This is a genomic window from Streptomyces sp. NPDC107528 (genome assembly GCF_055639295.1).
Genome location: NZ_JBVKAV010000016.1, coordinates 148497 through 167369 on the forward strand (window position 1 = coordinate 148497; position 18873 = coordinate 167369).

Annotated in this window: 16 protein-coding genes and 1 tRNA gene; 8 read left to right on the forward strand and 9 right to left on the reverse strand. The window is 69.8% G+C overall.

The features are described 5' to 3' along the window. Positions 1 to 49: 49 nt before the first annotated feature. Both ACZ7L5_RS40230 and ACZ7L5_RS40235 read left to right on the forward strand, forming a co-directional pair. The gene (locus ACZ7L5_RS40230; RefSeq protein WP_471523484.1) at positions 50 to 1438 is read left to right on the forward strand and encodes an NAD(P)/FAD-dependent oxidoreductase; all 1389 of its coding nucleotides are present in this window, start codon (positions 50 to 52) and stop codon (positions 1436 to 1438) included. Between the two features lie 213 nt (positions 1439 to 1651). Then, positions 1652 to 2950 (forward strand): class I SAM-dependent methyltransferase, encoded by a 1299-nt coding sequence (locus ACZ7L5_RS40235; RefSeq protein WP_471523486.1) that lies wholly within the window; start codon positions 1652 to 1654, stop codon positions 2948 to 2950. A 51-nt stretch (positions 2951 to 3001) separates the two neighbouring features. Here ACZ7L5_RS40235 and ACZ7L5_RS40240 read toward each other — a convergent pair whose 3' ends face one another. Further along, positions 3002 to 5536, reverse strand: a complete 2535-nt coding sequence (locus tag ACZ7L5_RS40240; protein WP_471523488.1) for an ABC transporter permease — start codon at positions 5534 to 5536, stop codon at positions 3002 to 3004. Next, the gene (locus ACZ7L5_RS40245; RefSeq protein ID WP_328881172.1) at positions 5536 to 6306 is read right to left on the reverse strand and encodes an ABC transporter ATP-binding protein; all 771 of its coding nucleotides are present in this window, start codon (positions 6304 to 6306) and stop codon (positions 5536 to 5538) included. Before ACZ7L5_RS40245 ends, ACZ7L5_RS40240 begins: the two co-directional genes overlap by 1 nt. A gap of 393 nt (positions 6307 to 6699) precedes the next feature. On the opposite strand from ACZ7L5_RS40245, the gene ACZ7L5_RS40250 reads away from it, so the two are divergent. The 3 genes from ACZ7L5_RS40250 to ACZ7L5_RS40260 all read left to right on the forward strand — a co-directional run bounded on the left by ACZ7L5_RS40250 (position 6700) and on the right by ACZ7L5_RS40260 (position 9216). Beyond that, positions 6700 to 6783 (forward strand) — tRNA-Leu (locus ACZ7L5_RS40250). A gap of 149 nt (positions 6784 to 6932) precedes the next feature. Next, positions 6933 to 8108, forward strand: coding sequence for a 4-hydroxybenzoate 3-monooxygenase (locus tag ACZ7L5_RS40255; protein ID WP_471523490.1), 1176 nt, complete (start codon positions 6933 to 6935; stop codon positions 8106 to 8108). Between the two features lie 214 nt (positions 8109 to 8322). Next, on the forward strand, positions 8323 to 9216 hold the full coding sequence (locus ACZ7L5_RS40260; protein ID WP_328881174.1) for a Bax inhibitor-1/YccA family protein: 894 nt from the start codon (positions 8323 to 8325) through the stop codon (positions 9214 to 9216). A 90-nt stretch (positions 9217 to 9306) separates the two neighbouring features. Here the strand turns inward: ACZ7L5_RS40260 and ACZ7L5_RS40265 are convergent, their stop codons facing one another. Beyond that, positions 9307 to 9537 carry a DUF4287 domain-containing protein gene (locus tag ACZ7L5_RS40265; RefSeq protein ID WP_030049879.1) on the reverse strand — a complete coding sequence of 77 codons (231 nt, stop codon included), beginning with the start codon at positions 9535 to 9537 and terminating at the stop codon, positions 9307 to 9309. Positions 9538 to 9631: 94 nt separating this feature from the next. Here ACZ7L5_RS40265 and ACZ7L5_RS40270 point away from each other — a divergent pair, with 94 nt between their 5' ends. Then, positions 9632 to 9943, forward strand: coding sequence for a hypothetical protein (locus tag ACZ7L5_RS40270; RefSeq protein WP_328881175.1), 312 nt, complete (start codon positions 9632 to 9634; stop codon positions 9941 to 9943). 88 nt (positions 9944 to 10031) lie between these two features. Here ACZ7L5_RS40270 and ACZ7L5_RS40275 read toward each other — a convergent pair whose 3' ends face one another. The 3 genes from ACZ7L5_RS40275 to ACZ7L5_RS40285 all read right to left on the reverse strand — a co-directional run bounded on the left by ACZ7L5_RS40275 (position 10032) and on the right by ACZ7L5_RS40285 (position 13693). Further along, on the reverse strand, positions 10032 to 10814 hold the full coding sequence (locus ACZ7L5_RS40275; protein ID WP_328884421.1) for a hypothetical protein: 783 nt from the start codon (positions 10812 to 10814) through the stop codon (positions 10032 to 10034). A 295-nt stretch (positions 10815 to 11109) separates the two neighbouring features. After that, entirely contained in the window at positions 11110 to 12330 is a 1221-nt protein-coding gene (locus tag ACZ7L5_RS40280; protein ID WP_365064442.1) for an acetyl-CoA C-acetyltransferase, read from the reverse strand. 328 nt (positions 12331 to 12658) lie between these two features. Beyond that, positions 12659 to 13693, reverse strand: coding sequence for an SGNH/GDSL hydrolase family protein (locus tag ACZ7L5_RS40285; RefSeq protein ID WP_328881177.1), 1035 nt, complete (start codon positions 13691 to 13693; stop codon positions 12659 to 12661). 159 nt (positions 13694 to 13852) lie between these two features. On the opposite strand from ACZ7L5_RS40285, the gene ACZ7L5_RS40290 reads away from it, so the two are divergent. Next, a complete protein-coding gene (locus ACZ7L5_RS40290) occupies positions 13853 to 15241 on the forward strand; it encodes a cystathionine beta-synthase (protein ID WP_383248852.1) in 1389 nt (462 codons plus the stop codon). A gap of 388 nt (positions 15242 to 15629) precedes the next feature. Here ACZ7L5_RS40290 and ACZ7L5_RS40295 read toward each other — a convergent pair whose 3' ends face one another. Beyond that, entirely contained in the window at positions 15630 to 16460 is an 831-nt protein-coding gene (locus ACZ7L5_RS40295; protein ID WP_471523495.1) for a helix-turn-helix transcriptional regulator, read from the reverse strand. 156 nt (positions 16461 to 16616) lie between these two features. Between ACZ7L5_RS40295 and ACZ7L5_RS40300 the strand changes: the two genes are divergently transcribed. Next, the gene (locus ACZ7L5_RS40300; protein WP_363039680.1) at positions 16617 to 17378 is read left to right on the forward strand and encodes an SDR family oxidoreductase; all 762 of its coding nucleotides are present in this window, start codon (positions 16617 to 16619) and stop codon (positions 17376 to 17378) included. Positions 17379 to 17401: 23 nt separating this feature from the next. On the opposite strand, the gene ACZ7L5_RS40305 is transcribed toward ACZ7L5_RS40300, so the two are convergent. Continuing rightward, entirely contained in the window at positions 17402 to 17839 is a 438-nt protein-coding gene (locus ACZ7L5_RS40305; protein WP_471523497.1) for a hypothetical protein, read from the reverse strand. Between the two features lie 82 nt (positions 17840 to 17921). Then, the gene (locus ACZ7L5_RS40310; protein ID WP_471523499.1) at positions 17922 to 18854 is read right to left on the reverse strand and encodes an ABC transporter substrate-binding protein; all 933 of its coding nucleotides are present in this window, start codon (positions 18852 to 18854) and stop codon (positions 17922 to 17924) included. Positions 18855 to 18873 lie beyond the last annotated feature (19 nt).

Below are 18873 nucleotides of genomic sequence, written 5' to 3' on the forward strand. Positions count from 1 at the left end.
TGAAGGGGCGCACGAGCGACCCCCCTGGGGCAGGTGGATACTCGATGGCATGAGCACCACGGAGCGTCCCAGGATCCTCGTAGTAGGCGGTGGGTACGTAGGCCTGTACGCAGCTCGGCGCATCCTCAAGAAGATGCGCTACGGAGAGGCGACCGTCACGGTCGTCGACCCCCGGTCGTACATGACCTACCAGCCCTTCCTCCCCGAAACCGCCGCCGGCAGCATCTCCCCGCGCCACGTCGTCGTCCCGCTGCGACGCGTGCTGCCCAAGGCGGAGGTCCTCACCGGCCGGGTCACCACCATCGACCAGGACCGCAAGGTCGCCACGATCGCCCCGCTGGTGGGCGAGGCGTACGAGCTGCCTTTCGACTACCTGGTCATCGCGATGGGCGCGGTCTCCCGCACCTTCCCGATCCCCGGCCTCGCCGAGCAGGGCATCGGCATGAAGGGCATCGAGGAGGCCATCGGCCTGCGCAACCACGTCCTCGAGCAGCTCGACAAGGCCGACTCCACGACCGACGAGGAGATCCGCCGCAAGGCGCTCACCTTCGTCTTCATCGGCGGTGGCTTCGCGGGTGCGGAGACCATCGGCGAGGTCGAGGACATGGCCCGCGACGCGGCGAAGTACTACACCAGCGTGTCCCGTGAGGACATGCGGTTCGTCCTCGTCGACGCCGCCGACAAGATCCTGCCCGAGGTCGGCCCGAAGCTCGGCCAGTACGGCAAGGAGCACCTGGAGGCCCGTGGCGTCGAGGTCTACCTCTCGACCTCCATGGACTCCTGCGTCGACGGCCACGTCGTGCTGAAGAACGGCCTCGAGGTCGACTCCAACACCATCGTGTGGACGGCCGGTGTCAAGCCGAACCCGGCCCTCACCCGCTTCGGTCTGCCGCTCGGCCCCCGCGGTCACGTCGACTGCGAGCCGTCCCTCCAGGTCAAGGGCACCGACTACATCTGGGCCGCAGGCGACAACGCCCAGATCCCGGACCTCGTCGGCCGCAAGGCGGGCAACGAGAACGCCTGGTGCCCGCCGAACGCGCAGCACGCGCTGCGTCAGGCCAAGGTCCTCGGCGACAACGTGATCTCCGGTATGCGGGGCTTCCCGCAGAAGGACTACTCGCACGCCAACAAGGGCGCGGTGGCGGGCCTCGGCCTCCACAAGGGCGTGGCGATGATCGTCATGGGCAAGGTGAAGATCAAGCTCAAGGGCCGCCTCGCCTGGTACATGCACCGTGGCTACCACGGCATGGCGATGCCGACCTTCAACCGCAAGATCCGCGTCTTCGCCGACTGGACGCTCGGCATGTTCCTCAAGCGCGAGGTCGTCGCGCTGGGCGCGCTGGAGTCCCCGCGCGAGGAGTTCTACGAGGCCGCGAAGCCGGCCCCGGTCGCTCCCGCGAGCAACGCCGAGAAGGGCGAGAAGGCCAAGGCCTCCTGACCTCCGGTCACTTGAACGACCCCGAAGGGGGCCACCCGCCATCCGTGGTGCGGGCGGCCCCCTTCGGGCCGTCCGGGCGGCCGCCGCGGTGCCGGGCGCGTACGCCTTCCCAGGGTTTGCCCAGCTGTAACGCGCGTGGGGGACTGCGCGGGGCGCTTGCAGGTGTTTACGTGGTGTTGGACATTCCGGGATCCCATCACGGAGGTGTGCGCCATGCCAGACGCCGCGGTGCGGCTGAAGGGCCTGCTCGAACAGTTGCTGGGGGTTCCGCTCCCGGTGCGCATTCGCGCCTGGGACGGTTCGCAGGCGGGCCCGCCGGGCGCGCCGACCCTCGTCGTACGCAATCGCCGCGCCGTGCGGCGGCTGCTGTTCAAGCCCGGCGAGCTGGGACTGGCCCGGGCCTGGGTGGCCGGGGACCTCGACATCGAGGGCGACCTGTACACCGCCCTCGATCTGCTCGCGGGGCTCGTGTGGGAGCGCGGGGAGGATGCCCGCAGCCTGGCTCAGGCGCTCAGGGAACCCGACGTACGCGCCGCCGTCCGCGGCCTCGTCAAGCTCAGCGGTCTTCCCCTGCCGCCCGCGCCGCCGCCCGAGGAGGTGCGCCGGGCCCGTGCCCACCTGCACACCAAGCGCACCGACAGACGCGCGATCAGCCACCACTACGACGTCGGCAACGACTTCTACGAGATCGTCCTCGGCCCGTCCATGGTGTACTCCTGCGCCTATTGGCCGGCCCCGCCCCCGCACGGCACCCTAGAGGCCGCCCAGCACGACAAACTCGACCTGGTCTGCCGCAAGCTCGCGCTGCGGCCCGGCCTGCGGCTGCTCGACGTCGGCTGCGGCTGGGGCTCGATGGCGATGCACGCGGCCCGCGAGTACGGCGTGAGCGTCGTCGGCATCACTCTCTCCCAGGAGCAGGCGGCCTACGCCCGCAAGCGCATCGCCGACCAGGGGCTCACCGACAAGGTGGAGATCCGCGTACAGGACTACCGGGACGTCGGCGACGGGCCCTACGACGCCGTCTCCTCCATCGGCATGGCCGAACACGTCGGCGCCGAACGGTATCTGGAGTACGCCGACGTACTGCACCGGCTGCTGAAGCCCGGCGGGCGGTTGCTCAACCACCAGATCGGGCGCCGTCCGCAGCGGGACGAATCCACGTACGAGGTGGACGAGTTCATCGACTCCTACGTCTTCCCCGACGGCGAGCTCCAGCCCATCGGCGTCACCGTCACCCAGCTGGAACGGGCCGGTTTCGAGGTGCGCGACGTCGAGTCGATCCGCGAGCACTACGCCCTGACGCTGCGCCGCTGGGTCGCCAACCTGGAAGCCGACTGGCCGCGGGCCGCCGGACTCACCGGCGTCGGACGCGCCCGTGTCTGGCGGCTGTACATGGCCGCCTGCGCGCTCGCCTTCGAGCGCAACCGCATCGGCGTCAACCAGGTGCTGGCCGTCAGGACACCCGACTCCGGTGACTCCGGGATGCCGCTGCGGGCCCGTACCTGGGGCTGAAACGCCAGGGCCCCGTTCCCTACCGGGAACGGGGCCCATGAGCTCGTACGGCTATTCCGCCTTGATCGCGTTCAGCATGTTCAGCCGTGCGGCGTTACGGGCCGGCCACAGCGCGGCGAGGACGCCCACCAGTCCGGCCAGCACCAGGAAGATCCCGATGCGGTCCCAGGGCAGGACCAGCCGGTAGCCCGGGATCTGCTCGGCGATGGTCTCGCCGATCGCCCAGCCGAGGAACGAGCCGAGACCGATGCCGACGATCGCTCCGAACACCGAGATGACCACGGCCTCCAGGCGGACCATCCGCTTCACCCGGCGCCGGTCGAGACCGATCGCACGCAGCATGCCGATCTCCTGCTGCCGTTCGAACACCGACATCGCGAGGGTGTTGACGACGCCCAGCACCGCGATGATCAGGGCCATCGCCAGCAGGCCGTACATGATGTTCAGCAGAGTGTTGATGGCCCCGCCGAACTCGTTGCGGATGTCCTGCTGGTCCATGACCTTGATCGCGGGGTTGTCGCCCAGCGCGTTGACGAGGGCCTTCTCGTTCGCCGCGGACTGGCCGCCGTCCACCTTCACGAAGATCTGCTGGATGTACGGCTGCACCTCGTGCGGGTTCACGACCTTCGTGTCGACGAGGACGGGCGAGAGGAACTCGCTGTCCTTGAAGACAGCGCCGACCTTGAGCGTGCCCTTCTTCTCGTCGTTGAACGTGACGGGGACGCTGTCGCCGGGCTTCCAGCCCTTGCTCTTGGCCGTCTTCTCGGCGACCGCGATCCGGCCCTCGGCGAGCGAGTCGATGTTGCCGCTGACGACGTCGACGTTCAGGACCTGCTGGATGTCGCCCGGTGTGACCGCCGAGGCGGACACGTAGTCCTCGTCACCGGCCTGGAAGTAGACGCTCTGCTGCGGCGAAACCGCCGAGACGCCCTTGGCCTTCTCCAGCGCCGTCAGCGCGGACTGGTCGAGGTCCCCGCCGTTGGCCATCGAGACCATGTAGTCGGCCTTGATGTTGTCCGTGGTCATCTTGTCGATGGCCGTGCCGACCGTGATGCCGAGCACCGACAGGCCGGTCACCAGCGTCAGTCCGATCGCCAGCGCCGAGGCGGTGGCGCCGGTACGGCGCGGATTGCGGACCGCGTTCTGGCCGGCCAGCTTCCCGGCCACCCCGAACGGGCCGACGAGCAGCGGACGGACGAGCGCGATCACGGGCCGGGACAGCAGCGGGATCAGGATGATCACGCCGATCAGTGCGAAGAACGCCCCCGCCCCGATGAGCATCCGGCCGTTCTCGCCGCCGGCCGAGGCACCCGCCACGATCCCGGCGGCGCCGAGGGCGGTGATGGCCGCGCCGATGGAGTTGCGCACCACCAGCGACTTGGTGGTGGCGATGGCGTGGACGCTGCTCATGGCCGCCACCGGCGGGATCTTCGCGGCCCGGCGGCCGGGCAGCCAGGCGGCGAACATCGTGATCAGCACACCGACGCCGATCGCGGCGAGCACCGGAGTGGCGGACAGGACCAGTGGGCCGTCCGGGATCTTCATCTCGAACGCGGCCATGCCGGAGCGCAGCCCCATCGCCAGCCCGATGCCGAGGACGAAGCCGATCGCCGACGCGACCAGGCCCACCACCGCGGCCTCGGCGAGCACCGAGCGGGTGATCTGCTTGCGCGACGCACCGACGGCGCGCATCAGGGCGATCTCCTTCGTGCGCTGGGCGACCAGCATCGTGAAGGTGTTGGAGATCAGGAAGATCCCGACGAAGAGCGCGATGCCCGCGAAGCCGAGCAGGACCTGCTTGAGCGAGCTCATCCCCTGTTCGATCTGCTCGGCCTGCTCGTCGGCGAGCGCCTGGCCGGTCTTGGCCTCGGCGCTCTCCGGCAGCAGCGGCTTGACCGCGTCCAGGATCTTCTTGTCGTCGGCGCCGGGGGCGGCGGTGACGGTGGCGCTCTCGAAGTAGCCCGGCTTGAGGTACTGCTTCTGGGCGACCGCGGTGTCGAAGAGGACGAGGCTGCCGCCGGCGTTCACGGCGCCGTCCTCGGTGGTGAACACGCCGCTGAGGGTGTACTCCTTCACCGGCCCGTTCGTGGCGACCCGGACCCGGTCGCCGACCTGGTACTCGCCCTTGGCCGCGGACTCCTTGTCCAGGGCGATCTGATCGTCCTTCACCGGGCCCGAGCCGTCGGTGAACGTGTAGGCGGAGTCCTTGCCGTCCTTGCCGGGGGCGAAGTTGGAGCCCTTGTTGGACCAGCCGACGCCGATCAGCTTCCCGTCGGGGTCGGCGACCCCGGCGAAGCCGTCGACGCGGCCGTACGCGGCTTCGACGCCGTCCACCGCGGAGATCTTGTCGAGGGTCTTGCGGGAGAGCCCGGGCTCTTCCTTGGCGTCGTCCGGGTTCGCGTACGAGGTGATGGCGACGGCGACGTTGTCGTAGCTCTTCGCCGACTGGTTGCGGAAGGCGTTGGAGAGGGTGTCGGCGAAGACCAGGGTGCCGGAGACGAACGCGACGCCGAGCATGACGGCGAGCACGGTCATCAGGAGCCGGGCCTTGTGCGCCAGTACGTTGCGCAGGGCGGTGCGGAACATCAGCTGGTGCGGCCCTTCGCGTCGAACTGCTTCATGAAGTCGAGGACGTTGTCCGCGGTCGGCCGGTACATCTCGTCGACGATCCGGCCGTCGGCGAGGAAGACCACGCGGTCCGCGTAGGCGGCGGCCACCGGGTCGTGCGTGACCATCACGACGGTCTGCCCCAACTCCCGTACGGAGTTGCGCAGGAAGCCCAGCACCTCGGCGCCCGAGCGCGAGTCGAGGTTTCCGGTGGGCTCGTCGCCGAAGATGATCTCGGGCTTGGAGGCCAGGGCGCGGGCGACGGCGACGCGCTGCTGCTGCCCGCCGGAGAGCTGTGCGGGGCGGTGGCTGAGGCGGTCGGCGAGGCCCACCATGCGGATGACCGAATCCAGCCACTGCTTGTCGGGCTTGCGGCCCGCGATGTCCATCGGGAGGGTGATGTTCTCCAGGGCGGTCAGCGTCGGCAGCAGGTTGAACGCCTGGAAGATGAAGCCGATCTTGTCCCGGCGCAGCTTGGTCAACTGCTTGTCCTTCAGGGAGCCGAGCTCGGTTTCGCCGATTCGGACCGAACCGGAGGAGAAGGTGTCCAGGCCGGCCACGCAGTGCATCAGCGTGGACTTGCCGGAGCCGGACGGGCCCATGATCGCGGTGAACTCGGCCTGCCGGAATTCGACGGTGACCCGGTCCAGGGCGACCACCTGGGTCTCGCCCTGTCCGTAGATCTTCGACAGATCCGTGGCACGCGCGGCCACGGAGGTGGCCCGGCCGGCGATGGATGCGGTGGTCACGAGAAGGCACTCCTGAGGGACGACGGTGTGTACGAGGGGACGTCGTCCATCCTCCCGGCCGAATCGCGCCGTGTAGTCAGTCGCTGTTCCGGTTCCGAAGGCAGACTGCGGATGGACCGGACCCCGCCGCGTCATACCTGAGGATGACGAGGACCCCTGACGGCCGTTCGCGTCAAGAACAGGTGGAGCGTCCTCGTTCGGACGGTGAAATTCCGTCATTCCGTATGCGCCGTCGACTGGCGCACGTAAGGCTATTGGCAAGTGCGGATGGCGTGTTCCGTGGGCTGATGCACCCTCAGACGTCAATAAAATAAGACAACATCGGTCCGCCCGTCCGCTGTTCGGGGGATGTATCCCGATAGGCTCGGAACCTCGATGCGGAGCCCATGGCCTGCCCAGATGGTGGAATGCAGACACGGCGAGCTTAAACCTCGCTGCCCCTTCGCGGGCGTGCCGGTTCAAGTCCGGCTCTGGGCACTTCCGACGTTCTCCTTCCCTCCGAGCTTCCCGCAAGCTCCCTTCAAGACTTCACCGAACCGTTGACAGCGGGCGGGTGCGGTCGGAGACTCGCGTCAGGAAATGGTGAATGAAATTTCACCTGGCGAACAGCGAAGGGAAGGCGACCGATGCGCACCACCGTCGGCATCATCGGAGCGGGCCCGGCCGGCCTCCTCCTCGCCCGTCTGCTCCACAACGCCGGCATCGACTCGGTCGTCCTGGAGAGCCGCGACCGCGCCTATGTCGAACACCGCCAGCGCGCCGGAATCCTGGAGCAGGGCACGGTGGACGTGCTGCGCGCGGCCGGCGCCGGAGAGCGCATGGACCGCGAGGGCCTCGGGCACGACGGCATCGAGCTGCGGTTCGCCGGGAAGCGCCACCGCGTCGACTTCCCCGCGCTCACCGGTGGCCGGTCGGTGATGGTCTACGCCCAGACCGAGGTCTGCAAGGACCTCATCGCCCTCCAACTGAAGGAGGGCGGCCCGCTGCTGTTCGAGGCGGAGGCGCTCGCGGTCGAGGGCGCGGACACCGACACCCCGCGCGTGCGCTACCTGCACGAGGGGCGCGAGGACGTCCTGGAGTGCGACTACCTCGTCGGCTGCGACGGCTTCTGGGGAGTGTCCCGCAAGGCGATCCCCGCCGAGCTGACCCGGGTATTCGAGCGGACGTACCCCTTCGGCTGGCTCGGCATCCTCGCCGACGTACCGCCCTCCCACGACGAACTGGTCTACGCCCGCCACGACCGAGGCTTCGCCCTCCTCTCCATGCGCTCCCCGTCGGTCTCCCGCCTCTACCTCCAGGTGGCGGACGGCACCGACGCCGAGCACTGGAGTGACGACGAGATCTGGGCGGAGCTGGAACGCCGCTTCGAGACGGACGACGACTGGCGGCTCCGGCGGGGCCCGATCACCCAGAAGTCCGTCACCCCCATGCGCTCCTACGTCCACGAACCCATGCGGTACGGCCGCCTGTTCCTGGCCGGTGACGCGGCACACATCGTGCCGCCCACGGGCGCGAAGGGGCTGAATCTGGCCGTCGGGGACGTCGTCACCTTCGCGCGCGCACTGACGTATCAGCGGGAAGAGGGCTCGGCGGAGCTGCTCGACGCCTACTCCGAGACCTGTCTGCGCCGCGTCTGGCAGGCCGAGCGGTTCTCGTACGACATGACGACGCTGCTGCACCGGACCCCCGGCGCAACGCCGTTCGAGGACCGGCTCCAGCTGGCCCGGCTGGAGCGGATCGCGTCGTCGCGGGCCGCCGAGACGGACCTGGCCGAGGGGTACACGGGCTTTCCGTTCGGGTGAGCGCCGGTGCGGGCCGGGGGAGTGATCTCCGACAGGTTCCGGCCACGTCCCAGGTTGGTCATGAATGATCCCGTCCATGGCCGGGAATCACCCAGCCGCGTACCGTGTTGCGCAGCACGAAGAGGGAAAGATCCTCCGCAGGTATTAGGGTCGATCCTTTGCCAACCTATTACTCTTGAGCCAAGGCCACGCACGGTGGCCATGGAGGAGTGAAATGAGGAGCAGCAACCCGGTCTTCTCGCGACGGGGGTTCAGCCGCGACAACGGCTACGCGGGCTTCAACACCGCGCCGCAGGCCGGGGGCGCCGCAGTAGGCACGCAGGGCAACCCGTATGCCCAGCCGGCCGGCAACCCGTACGCGCAGAACCCTTACGCCCAGACGGACCTTCAGCACGGCGCACCGCCGCAGGCCCCGGCCACCACCGGCCGGATGACGATGGACGACGTCATCCTGCGCACGGGCACCACGCTCGGCACCCTGATCGTCACGGCGGCCCTTGCCTGGGCGCTGCTGCCGGTCGACGACGCGAACATCAGCCGGTCGTACGGCATCGCCATCGTCGCCGGTCTGATCGGCATGGTGCTGGCGCTCGTCCAGTCCTTCAAGCGCAAGGCCTCGCCCGCGCTGATCCTGTCCTACGCCGCGCTCGAGGGTGTGTTCCTCGGCGTCGTCTCCAGCGTCGTCGACAACCGCATCGCCAGCGGTGCGGCCATGCAGGCGGTGATCGGCACGATGGCGGTGTTCGCCGCCGTGCTGGTCGCGTACAAGGCGGGCTGGATCCGCGTCAACCGGCGCTTCGTCGGCTTCGTGATGGCGGCCGCGCTCGGCTTCATCCTGCTCATGGCGGTCAACCTGCTGTTCGCCGTCTTCGGCGGCGGTGACGGCCTCGGCTTCCGCAGCGGCCCGCTCGGCATCGTGTTCGGCATCGTCGGCATCCTGCTCGGCGCCTGCTTCCTCGCCCTGGACTTCAAGCAGGTCGAGGACGGCCTCGCCTACGGCGCGCCGCGCGAGGAGGCCTGGCTCGCCGCCTTCGGCCTCACGCTGACGCTGGTGTGGATCTACATGGAGTTCCTGAGGCTCATCTCGATCCTCAACAGCAGCGACTAGTCTGCGACGGCTTTGCAGCAAAGGGCCCCGGCGCTCACATCATGCGGCTACCGCCGCGTGGTTCCGGGGCCCTTCGTCGTGTGTGCGCGCCTAGAGGAATTTGCGCGCCGCCCTCCTCAGGTCGTACTCGTGGACGATCGCCTTCGCGTGGCCGTACGCGAGGTCGTATTCGTGGCGAAGCCAGCTGACCTTCTCCTCGAAGCGGACGAGGGCCGGGCCTTCTTCTACCGTGCGGAGCCAGTCGGAGACTTCACGACCGGTGCAGTGGGGAATGCGGGCGAGCATGTTGCGGTGGGTCTCCTCGGAGAGGACGTGGGACATCGGCGCCTCCGGACGCAAAGGGGATGTAAGCCGGTCCTTCAGGTCACCGTGCCTGAGCGTTCGCCCGTTGGCAACAGTCGCGTACGCTCACGGCGTGGTTGATACGACGCGTCTGACCCGAGCCGTAGATCACTTCGCCGACCGGTTGCGGGCGGCGCCGCAGAGCCGGTTGCAGAGAAGCGCGGCCGCGGAGGCGCTGGCGCTGGCCAGGGAGTTGGCACGTCGGGCCCAGGTTCTGGAAGCGCCCGAGGTGGAGCCCCGGGTCATGCCCGACGCCGGGATGTTCGCCGCTGCCGACCAAATCACCGTCGCTGTTCACGACTTGGCAGTCGTACTCACGAACGAGGGTGAGGTCGAGGACGCGGTGCGGCTGGTGGAGGAGGCGCAGAAGAGGGCGGGGGTCTGAGCGTCATGGGCGACTGGCGGCCGTGTGTGGCTGGTCGCGCAGTTCCCCGTGCCCCTGAAGGGGCGCTCCACCTCCCGGCGTCACCAGCTCAGAGGGACGCTATGACCCGGTCGGCCAGGATGTAGACGTTCTCCTCGCCGCACGCGAACGTCAGCGTGTACGCGCCCGAGACTCCCGAGCCGCCCAGCAGTACCGGCGTCTCGCCCGCGCGCAGGGCCGTCGCGAGGCGTTCCGCCGTCTCACGGTGGCCTGGGGTCATGCACAGGGTCGTGCCGTCCGCGAAGACGTAGACGTCGAGGGTGCCCAGCGGGCCCGGGCGGACGTCGGTCAGTTCGGTGGCGGAGGCGGCGAGGTCCTCAAGGGTGGCCACCGTGCGCTCGTGATCGTTCACGGCCGGTGAGGAGACCGGGACGAAGTCCGGGTGAGAGGGGTGCCGACGGCGGGCCGCGGCCAGTTCTGGGGACTCCCCGGCGAACTCGTCGGCGTCCGCGGTCGACTCGGTCACCGGCTCCAGGTGCTCCAGGCCCGCGAAATCGGCCTGGCGGGGCAGGAACAGCTCACTGTCGGACAGGCCCAGCAGCGTGGGCGCGTCACCGGCGTCACGGGACTCCTGGGCGGCCCAGAAGGCCCGCGCCTCGGCCAGCTCCCGTTCGCGCTCCTCGGCGAGTGCCTCGGCCACCGCGGCGCGTATCTCATCGGCGTCCGCGGAGAGGCGGGCCGGCGGAACGAGACCGCGGGCGGAGCCCGCGTTGGTCCGAGCCAGCTCGGTGTGCAGGGCCGCGACCTGCCGGCGCAGCACCATGAGGGTGCGCAGGACGGCGACGCCCACGGCGCCGGTGGCGGCCGTGGTGAGCAGCAAGGCGATCGGCATGGCGCTCACTGACGTACTCCCGGTTCAAAGTCGACCCCCGACTTCCTACATCAGCTTGAAGGGCGGACTATCCAGCTGTCAGTGCGTAACGTCACCAAACGGACAGGACTTTGGGCCTGATGTTTACTGGTGAACGGCTCTGACCTGCGTAAATCCCTCTGTCGAGGGAGATAGGTCACATCCTGGGGGAGATTGGATCACAAAACGGCCCAGAACCGCGGGGTTTCCCGGGTTCTGGGCCGAAGGCTCACACTGGGTCGTGAGTTGACTACCCAGGGGCTCGAAATGGCCGGTTTCAGCTCAGGCGCTCGATGACCATCGCCATGCCCTGGCCGCCGCCGACGCACATCGTCTCCAGACCGAACTGCTTGTCGTGGTGCTGGAGTGAGTTGATGAGCGTGGTGGTGATGCGGGCGCCGGTCATGCCGAAGGGGTGGCCGACGGCGATGGCGCCGCCGTTGACGTTCAGCTTGTCGATGTCGATGCCCAGGTCGCGGTAGGAGGGGATCACCTGGGCGGCGAACGCCTCGTTGATCTCGACCAGGTCGATGTCGTCGATGCCGAGACCGGCGCGGCGCAGGGCCTGCTGGGAGGCCTCCACCGGGCCGAGACCCATGATCTCGGGGGACAGGCCGGACACACCGGTGGAGACGATGCGGGCGAGCGGGGTGAGGCCGAGCTCGCGGGCCTTGGTGTCGGACATGATCACGAGCGCGGCGGCGCCGTCGTTGAGGGGGCAGCAGTTGCCGGCGGTGACGAGGCCGTCGGGGCGGAAGACCGGCTTGAGGCCCGCCACGCCCTCCACGGTGACGCCGGCGCGGGGTCCGTCGTCCTTGCTGACGACGGTGCCGTCGGGGAGGGTCACCGGGGTGATCTCGCGCTCCCAGAAGCCGTTCTTGATGGCTTCCTCGGCGAGGTTCTGCGAGCGGACGCCGAACTCGTCCAGTTCCTGTCGGGTGATGCCCTTCATCCGGGCGAGGTTCTCGGCGGTCTGGCCCATGGCGATGTACGCGTCCGGGACGAGCCCGTCCTCGCGCGGGTCGTGCCAGGTCGTGCCCTCCTGCTGGGCGACCTCGGCGGTGCGGGCCTCGGCTTCCGCGAAGAGGGGGTTGTGCGTGTCGGGGAGGCTGTCGGAGTTGCCCTTGGCGAACCGGGAGACGGTCTCCACGCCGGCCGAGATGAAGACGTCGCCCTCGCCGGCCTTGATGGCGTGCAGGGCCATGCGGGAGGTCTGCAGGGACGAGGAGCAGTACCGGGTGACGGTGCAGCCCGGGAGGTGGTCCATGCCCATCTGTACGGCGACGATGCGGCCGAGGTTGTTGCCCTGCTCGCCGCCGGGGAGGCCGCAGCCGAGCATCAGGTCGTCGATGTCGCGCGGGTCGAGCTCGGGAACCTTGGCCAGCGCCGCCTGGATGATCGTGGCGGTGAGGTCGTCCGGGCGCAGGTCTTTGAGGGAGCCCTTGAAGGCGCGGCCGATGGGGGAGCGGGCGGTCGAGACGATCACGGCTTCGGGCATCACGGCTCCAGTTGAAAGGTGCGGCGCGCAGCGCCTCGTTGAGGGGTGGCGGTCGGGCGACGGGTGGGCATACCGGGGGGTCGGGCAGGGCTGTGATGGAAGTTACCCGTACGTACCCATCGGGTCACGGGGATGGGCATGTGACCTTTGCCGCAGCTTTCTAAGCGCTTGCTTGGGCCTCCGGCGGTTGAGCCGGAAGGCGTGCGGGTGAGCGGGGCCGCTGACCCTTGGGGCTGTCCCCCCACACTCTGGTGGGTTGGGGAGGTCGTCCCGGCTGCAGCGCCCCCGACCCCGCTGCGGCGCTGAAGGGGCCTTGTCCTCCTTGTCCTCAGACGCCGGACGGGCTGGGTGGTGTGGAGGTGGGCTCGGCCTCCTGTACCCGCCGGCGGCGGCGTCGTTTGAGTAGGGCCCAGGGGCCTTTCGGGCCCGTCGGCATGGCTGCTGTGACTTCCGTGCCTGCTTCCGACGCGGCTTCGGCCGCTGCTCGGGCCACTGGGAGGAAGCCCTCGCGGCGGGTGACGTCGGGGCGCTCCTCCTCCGCCGGCCACAGGCCCAGGGCCGCGCAGAGCGTCGGCAGGACGGCCATCGCCGCCGTGGCATAGCCCTCCGCTGAGGGGTGGTAGTTGTCGGGGCCGAAGAGCTCGCGCGGGTTCGCCGCGAACTCCGGGCCCAGCAGGTCGCCCAGCGACACCGTGCGGCCGCCCTGTTCGACGACACCGATCGTCTGGGCGGCCGCCAGCTGGCGTGAGGCCCGTCTGGCGAGCCAGCGCAGCGGCTGCTGGACCGGTTCGATCGTGCCGAGGTCGGGGCAGGTGCCCACCACGACCTCCGCGCCGGCCGTGCGCAGGCGCCGTACCGCCGTGGACAGGTGGCGCACCGAGCGCGTGGCCGGCATGCGGTTCGTGACGTCGTTCGCGCCCACCATGATCACGCAGATGTCGGGCACCAGGGCCGGATCGGCGAGCACCAGGGCCACCTGGCGGTCCAGGTCGTCCGAGCGGGCGCCCGGCAGAGCCACGTTGCGCAGCACCACCTGGCGTTCCGCCACCGCCGCGAGCCCCGACGCCAGCAGTGCCCCCGGTGTCTGCCCCGCCCGGTGCACGCCCTGCCCGGCCGCCGTGGAGTCACCCAGGATCGTCAGGCGCAGAAGCGGTTCGCCCGGGGTGGCGTACAACCGGCCGTAGCGGCCGTCGGCGTTCGGTACGTGGTTGCTCGTGCCGTTGCCCACGTGGCGCCGGGCCATCCGCACCTCGGCGAGGACCAGACCGACGGCCGCCGCCCCCGCCAGACCGATGCCGCCGCCGCCGTACGCGGCGCCCGCCGCGATCCGCCGTGCCACCCTCGCCCTCGACATGCTCGTCATGCGTCGCCGCCACCTCCTCGTAGCCGTACATCAACTGATTGCCCCGCACGGACCGTGGCCCAATCCCAACGAGGAGTGAACGACCGTCATGGGCCCCGTGCAGGCCATAGGCTGGCGGAACCACTAAGACCACTTCTTTTGCAGCATCCGGAGACAACGGTGCATTTCCACGACTCGATGATCAGTCTCGTCGGCAACACCCCGCTGGTGAGGCTCAACAACGTGACCAAGGGCATCCGGGCCACCGTCCTGGCCAAGGTGGAGTACTTCAACCCGGGCGGATCCGTGAAGGACCGCATCGCTCTGCGCATGATCGAGGCCGCGGAGGAGAGCGGCGCGCTCAAGCCCGGCGGCACGATCGTCGAGCCGACCAGCGGCAACACCGGTGTCGGCCTCGCCATCGTGGCGCAGCAGAAGGGGTACAAGTGCATCTTCGTGTGCCCCGACAAGGTCAGCACCGACAAGATCAACGTGCTGCGGGCCTACGGTGCCGAGGTGGTCGTCTGCCCCACCGCCGTCGATCCCGAGCACCCGGACTCGTACTACAACGTCTCCGACCGGCTGGTCCGTGAGACGCCGGGCGCCTGGAAGCCGGACCAGTACTCCAACCCCAACAACCCGCTCTCCCACTACCACTCCACCGGCCCCGAGCTGTGGGAGCAGACGGAGGGGAAGATCACCCACTTCGTGACGGGTGTGGGGACGGGCGGCACCATCTCCGGTACGGGCCGCTACCTCAAGGACGCCAGCGACGGCAAGGTGCAGGTCGTGGGCGCCGACCCCGAGGGCTCCGTGTACTCCGGCGGGTCCGGGCGGCCGTATCTCGTCGAGGGCGTCGGGGAGGACTTCTGGCCGACCGCGTACGACCGGAACGTCGCCGACGAGATCGTCCCCGTGTCCGACAAGGACTCCTTCCAGATGACCCGGCGGCTGGCCAAGGAGGAGGGCCTGCTGGTGGGCGGTTCGTGCGGCATGGCCGTCGTGGCCGCGCTGCGGGTCGCCGAGCGGCTCGGCCCGGACGACGTGGTTGTCGTGCTGCTGCCGGACAGCGGCCGCGGCTACCTCTCCAAGATCTTCAACGACGAGTGGATGGCCGACTACGGCTTCCTCGAGGACACCGGCCCGAGCGCCCGCGTCGCCGACGTCCTCAACGACAAGGAGCACGGCGCCATCCCGTCCCTCGTCCACATGCACCCGGACGAGACGGTCGGCGAGGCCATCGAGGTGCTGCGCGAGTACGGCGTCTCGCAGATGCCGATCGTGAAGCCGGGCGCCGGTCACCCCGACGTCATGGCCGCGGAGGTCGTCGGGTCCGTCGTCGAACGCGAGCTGCTCGACGCCCTGTTCGCCAAGCGGGCCTCGCTGGTGGACCCGCTGGAGAAGCACATGTCGGCCCCGCTGCCGCAGGTCGGCTCCGGTGAGCCGGTCGCGGACCTGATGTCCGTGCTGGGCTCGGCCGACGCGGCGATCGTCCTCGTCGAGGGCAAGCCGACCGGTGTGATCAGCCGTCAGGACCTGCTGGCCTTCCTCGCCAAGGGCGGGAAGTAGCGGCAAACCTGCGGTGAACGGCCCGTGTCCGCGGCGAACTTGCGGTGACCGGCGCCGCTCGGGCCGTCGCGGAACTGGTACGAGCGCGTCACGTCCACGCAGCACCCGCTTAACACTGGTCGGGCACATTAGTGGGTGTCGGCAGGGTGGTGGGGTACCTCCCAGGCGTTAAGCACTGGGGAGGCTCCCCGCCCCGGCCGGCGCCGAACGTCCAAGGACCTCCGGAGCGGCTCCCGGACCTCCATGGACGCCCGGACGTGAGACCTGGCCCTGACCCGGTCGACGTCCCTCGCGGGGACCGCCGTCGTCCCGCCCCCCGGAAACGGGGGTGCGGCGGTCCCCGCGCCCAGCTCTGTCCGACGGTCGGTCGAGGTCGTCGGCTGCTGCCTCAGTGCGCCTCCGCCGCGGCCCAACTCCCGAGCAGCGCAAGCCTCTCCGCCGTCTCCGAGCCCGGCTGCGGTGTGTAGACCACCATCGTCTGGTCCGGTTCCGTCTGGATGGTCATCGTCTCGTACGGGAGGGTCAGCAGGCCCACGAGCGGGTGGTGGATGCGTTTCGTGCCGGACATGCAGGGCTCGACCTGGTGGTCCGCCCACAGCCGACGGAAGTCCTCGCTCCCGCCGGACAGTTCGCGGACGAGCGCACGCAGCTCGCCGTCGTCCGGGCGGTGGCCGGCGTTCAGCCGGAGGTGGGCGACCGCCTGCGCGGCGATCGCGGGCCACTCCGGGTAGCGGGCCCGGGAGGCGGGGTCGAGGAAGACGTGCCGGGGAATGTTGCGGTCGGCGGGAGCCGTACGGCCGTAGTCGCTCACCGCGTCGGCCAGGGCGTTCCAGGCGAGGACGTCCATGCGGGGGCCGATGACGAAGGCGGGCGTGCGGTCCATGCTGTCCAGCAGCGTCTGGACGCCCGGGCGGACGCGAGCCGTGTCCGGGCGGCGGATACCCCGGTCGCGGGGCCGGGCCACCGTACGCAGGTAGGCGTGCTCCGTCTCGTCCAGCCGCAGGACCCGCGCGATCGCGTCCAGGACGGCGTCCGAGACGCTCTGGCCCCGGCCCTGTTCGAGGCGGACGTAGTAGTCGACGCTGACTCTGGCCAACTGCGCCACCTCCTCGCGACGCAGACCCGGAACGCGGCGCCGCCCGTACGAGGGCAGCCCCACCTCCTCCGGCTGGATGCGGCCGCGGCGTGAGCGCAGGAAGTCTCCCAAATCCCCGTCCATGGGTTCGAGCGTAGACGCACGGCGGGCCGTGAGCCTGGTACTGCCAGACACAGGAACAACGCAGCCCTGGGTAGGGCGGGCGAGGCGGCGGAGGGTGAGTGGTGTCCGCAAGTCGCAGGGACACGCCCCGGCGGCTCCCTCACCTGGAGGAATCCCATGTCGTACGAGAACCTGACCGGCCGTACCGCCGTCGTGACCGGCGCGGCGAGCGGGATCGGCGAGGCCGTCGCCGTGCTGCTCGCCGAGCAGGGGGCGCGGGTCGCGCTGCTGGCCCGGCGCGGGCAGCGGCTGGACGAGCTCGCCGCGAAGATCACCGCGGGCGGGGGCACGGCGCTGGGCGTCGTCGCCGACGTGACCGACGACGCGTCCGTGGCCGCCGCCGCGGAGCGGATCCACGAGGCGTACGGGGCCGTGGACCTCGTCGTCAACAACGCCGGCGTCATGCTGGGCAACCCCGTCGAGGCGGGACGGCTCGACGAGTGGCAGCGGATGATCGACACCAATGTGACCGGGGTGCTGCGCGTCGTCCGGGCGTTCACCGGCGACCTGGTGGCGACGGCCGCCGAGGGCCGCACCGCCGACCTGGTGAACATCTCGTCCGTCGGCGCGCACCTCGCCTTCCCCAACTACGCGGTGTACGGGGCGACGAAGGCCGCGATCACCCACCTCTCCCAGTGCCTGCGCACCGAGTTCGGCCCGCGTGACGTACGGGTCACCAACATCGAGCCGGGGTTCGTGGAGAGCGAGCTGCGGCTGCACACCGACAACGACGAGATCTCGGCGCAGGTCGACGGCATGGTGGAGGCGATGGGCACGCTGTCGGCGGCGGAGCTCGCCGATGTGGTGGCCTACGCCGCGAGCCGTCCCCGGCATGTGAACCTGCGGCAGATCATGGCCATGCCGACCCGGCAGGCGTGAACCTCATGGGCCGGTGCGGAGGGTCAGTCCTCCCAGCGGTCCTCGCCCTTGGCGTTGCGGCGCCAGCCCCGGAACAGGCCGGGGTTGGTGCGCGCCGCCTGGACGACGTTCACGCCGACGATGCCGACCCAGGCGACGAGCAGGCCGGGGAGGTGGGCGACGCCGCCGCCGATCGCGGAGAGCGGGACCGCCAGCACCAGCGAGACGATGCCGAAGCCGAAGCGCTCGCCGAAGGAGTCCGTCGGCCGCGGCGACCGCGAGCCCCGGGCCGCCACCATCTGCTGCTCGGCCATCTGACGCCGCATGCGGCGCTCGACCGCCCCGTCGATGCGCTGGTCGACCTTCTCCATGAATGAGTCGACCAGCGCGGACTCGTACTCGTCGCCCAGCTCCCTGCGGGCCTGCAGGGTGGCGTTGAGTTCCTTCTTGAGCTCGGTGTCCCGCGCGTCCATTCCGGTCATGGGATCCAAGGTAGGCAGCGGCGGCGGGGGCCGCACTGGGGTTAGCCCCCCTGTTCGGGTGGGGGTGTACGGCAGTGCGCCGTCACTTCGCCAGCCCGTGCTCCCTGACGTACTCGTCCGCCACGTCCTCCGGATCCTTCTTGTCCTTGTCGACCAGCCGGTTCAGCTCCGTGAGCTGGGCGGTCGTCAGGGTGTTGCCGAGGCGGGCGAGGGCCTTGCGGACCGTGGCGTCGGCCTTGCGGTCGGCAATGAGAGGGACGACGTGCTGGCCGGGGATGAGGTTCTTGGGGTCGGTCAGGACCACCCAGTCGTTGGCCTGGATGTCGGTGTCCGTGGTGAAGAGGTTGGCCACGTCCACATCGCCCTTCTTCAGGGCGCCCTTGACCAGCGGACCGGAGGAGTCGAGGGACTTGAACTCCTTGAACTCGACCCCGTAGACGTCCTTGAGGCCCACGGCACCGACCTCCCGCTTCTTCACCTCGGGCGCCGCGCCGATCACCAGCTTGCCGTTCTGCTTCTTCAGGTCGGCGAGGGAGGTCAGGCCGTACTTCTCGGCAGTCTCCCGGGTGACGGCGAAGGCGTCCGAGTCCTCGGCCAGGCCGTACGGCAGCACCTGGAGGCCGCTGGGGAGGGCGATCGTGAGGGCGTTCTGCATCTCGCCCTCCTCCGTGGCCGTCGCCTTGGGGGAGACGTAGTGCAGCAGGGCGCCCTGGTACTCGGGGAGCAGGTCGATGTCGCCGCCCTTGAGGGCGGGGATCAGGATCTCGCGGGTGCCGAGGTTGGGGCGGACCGTGACCTTCACGCCGGCCGCCTCCAGGACGGCCGCGTACAGGTAGCCGAGCACCTGGTTCTCGGTGAAGTTGGCGGTGCCGATGGTGAGGCCGCCCTTGCTGGAGCCGCCGCCGGAGCCGGCCGAGCCCTGGCCTTCGAGGGACGTGATGCCGCTGGAGCAGGCGGCGAGGGCGGGAACGGAGGCCGCTGCGAAGAGGCCGCCGAGGAGGGTGCGTCGGTTCATCGCGCGTCCGTTCGTCGAG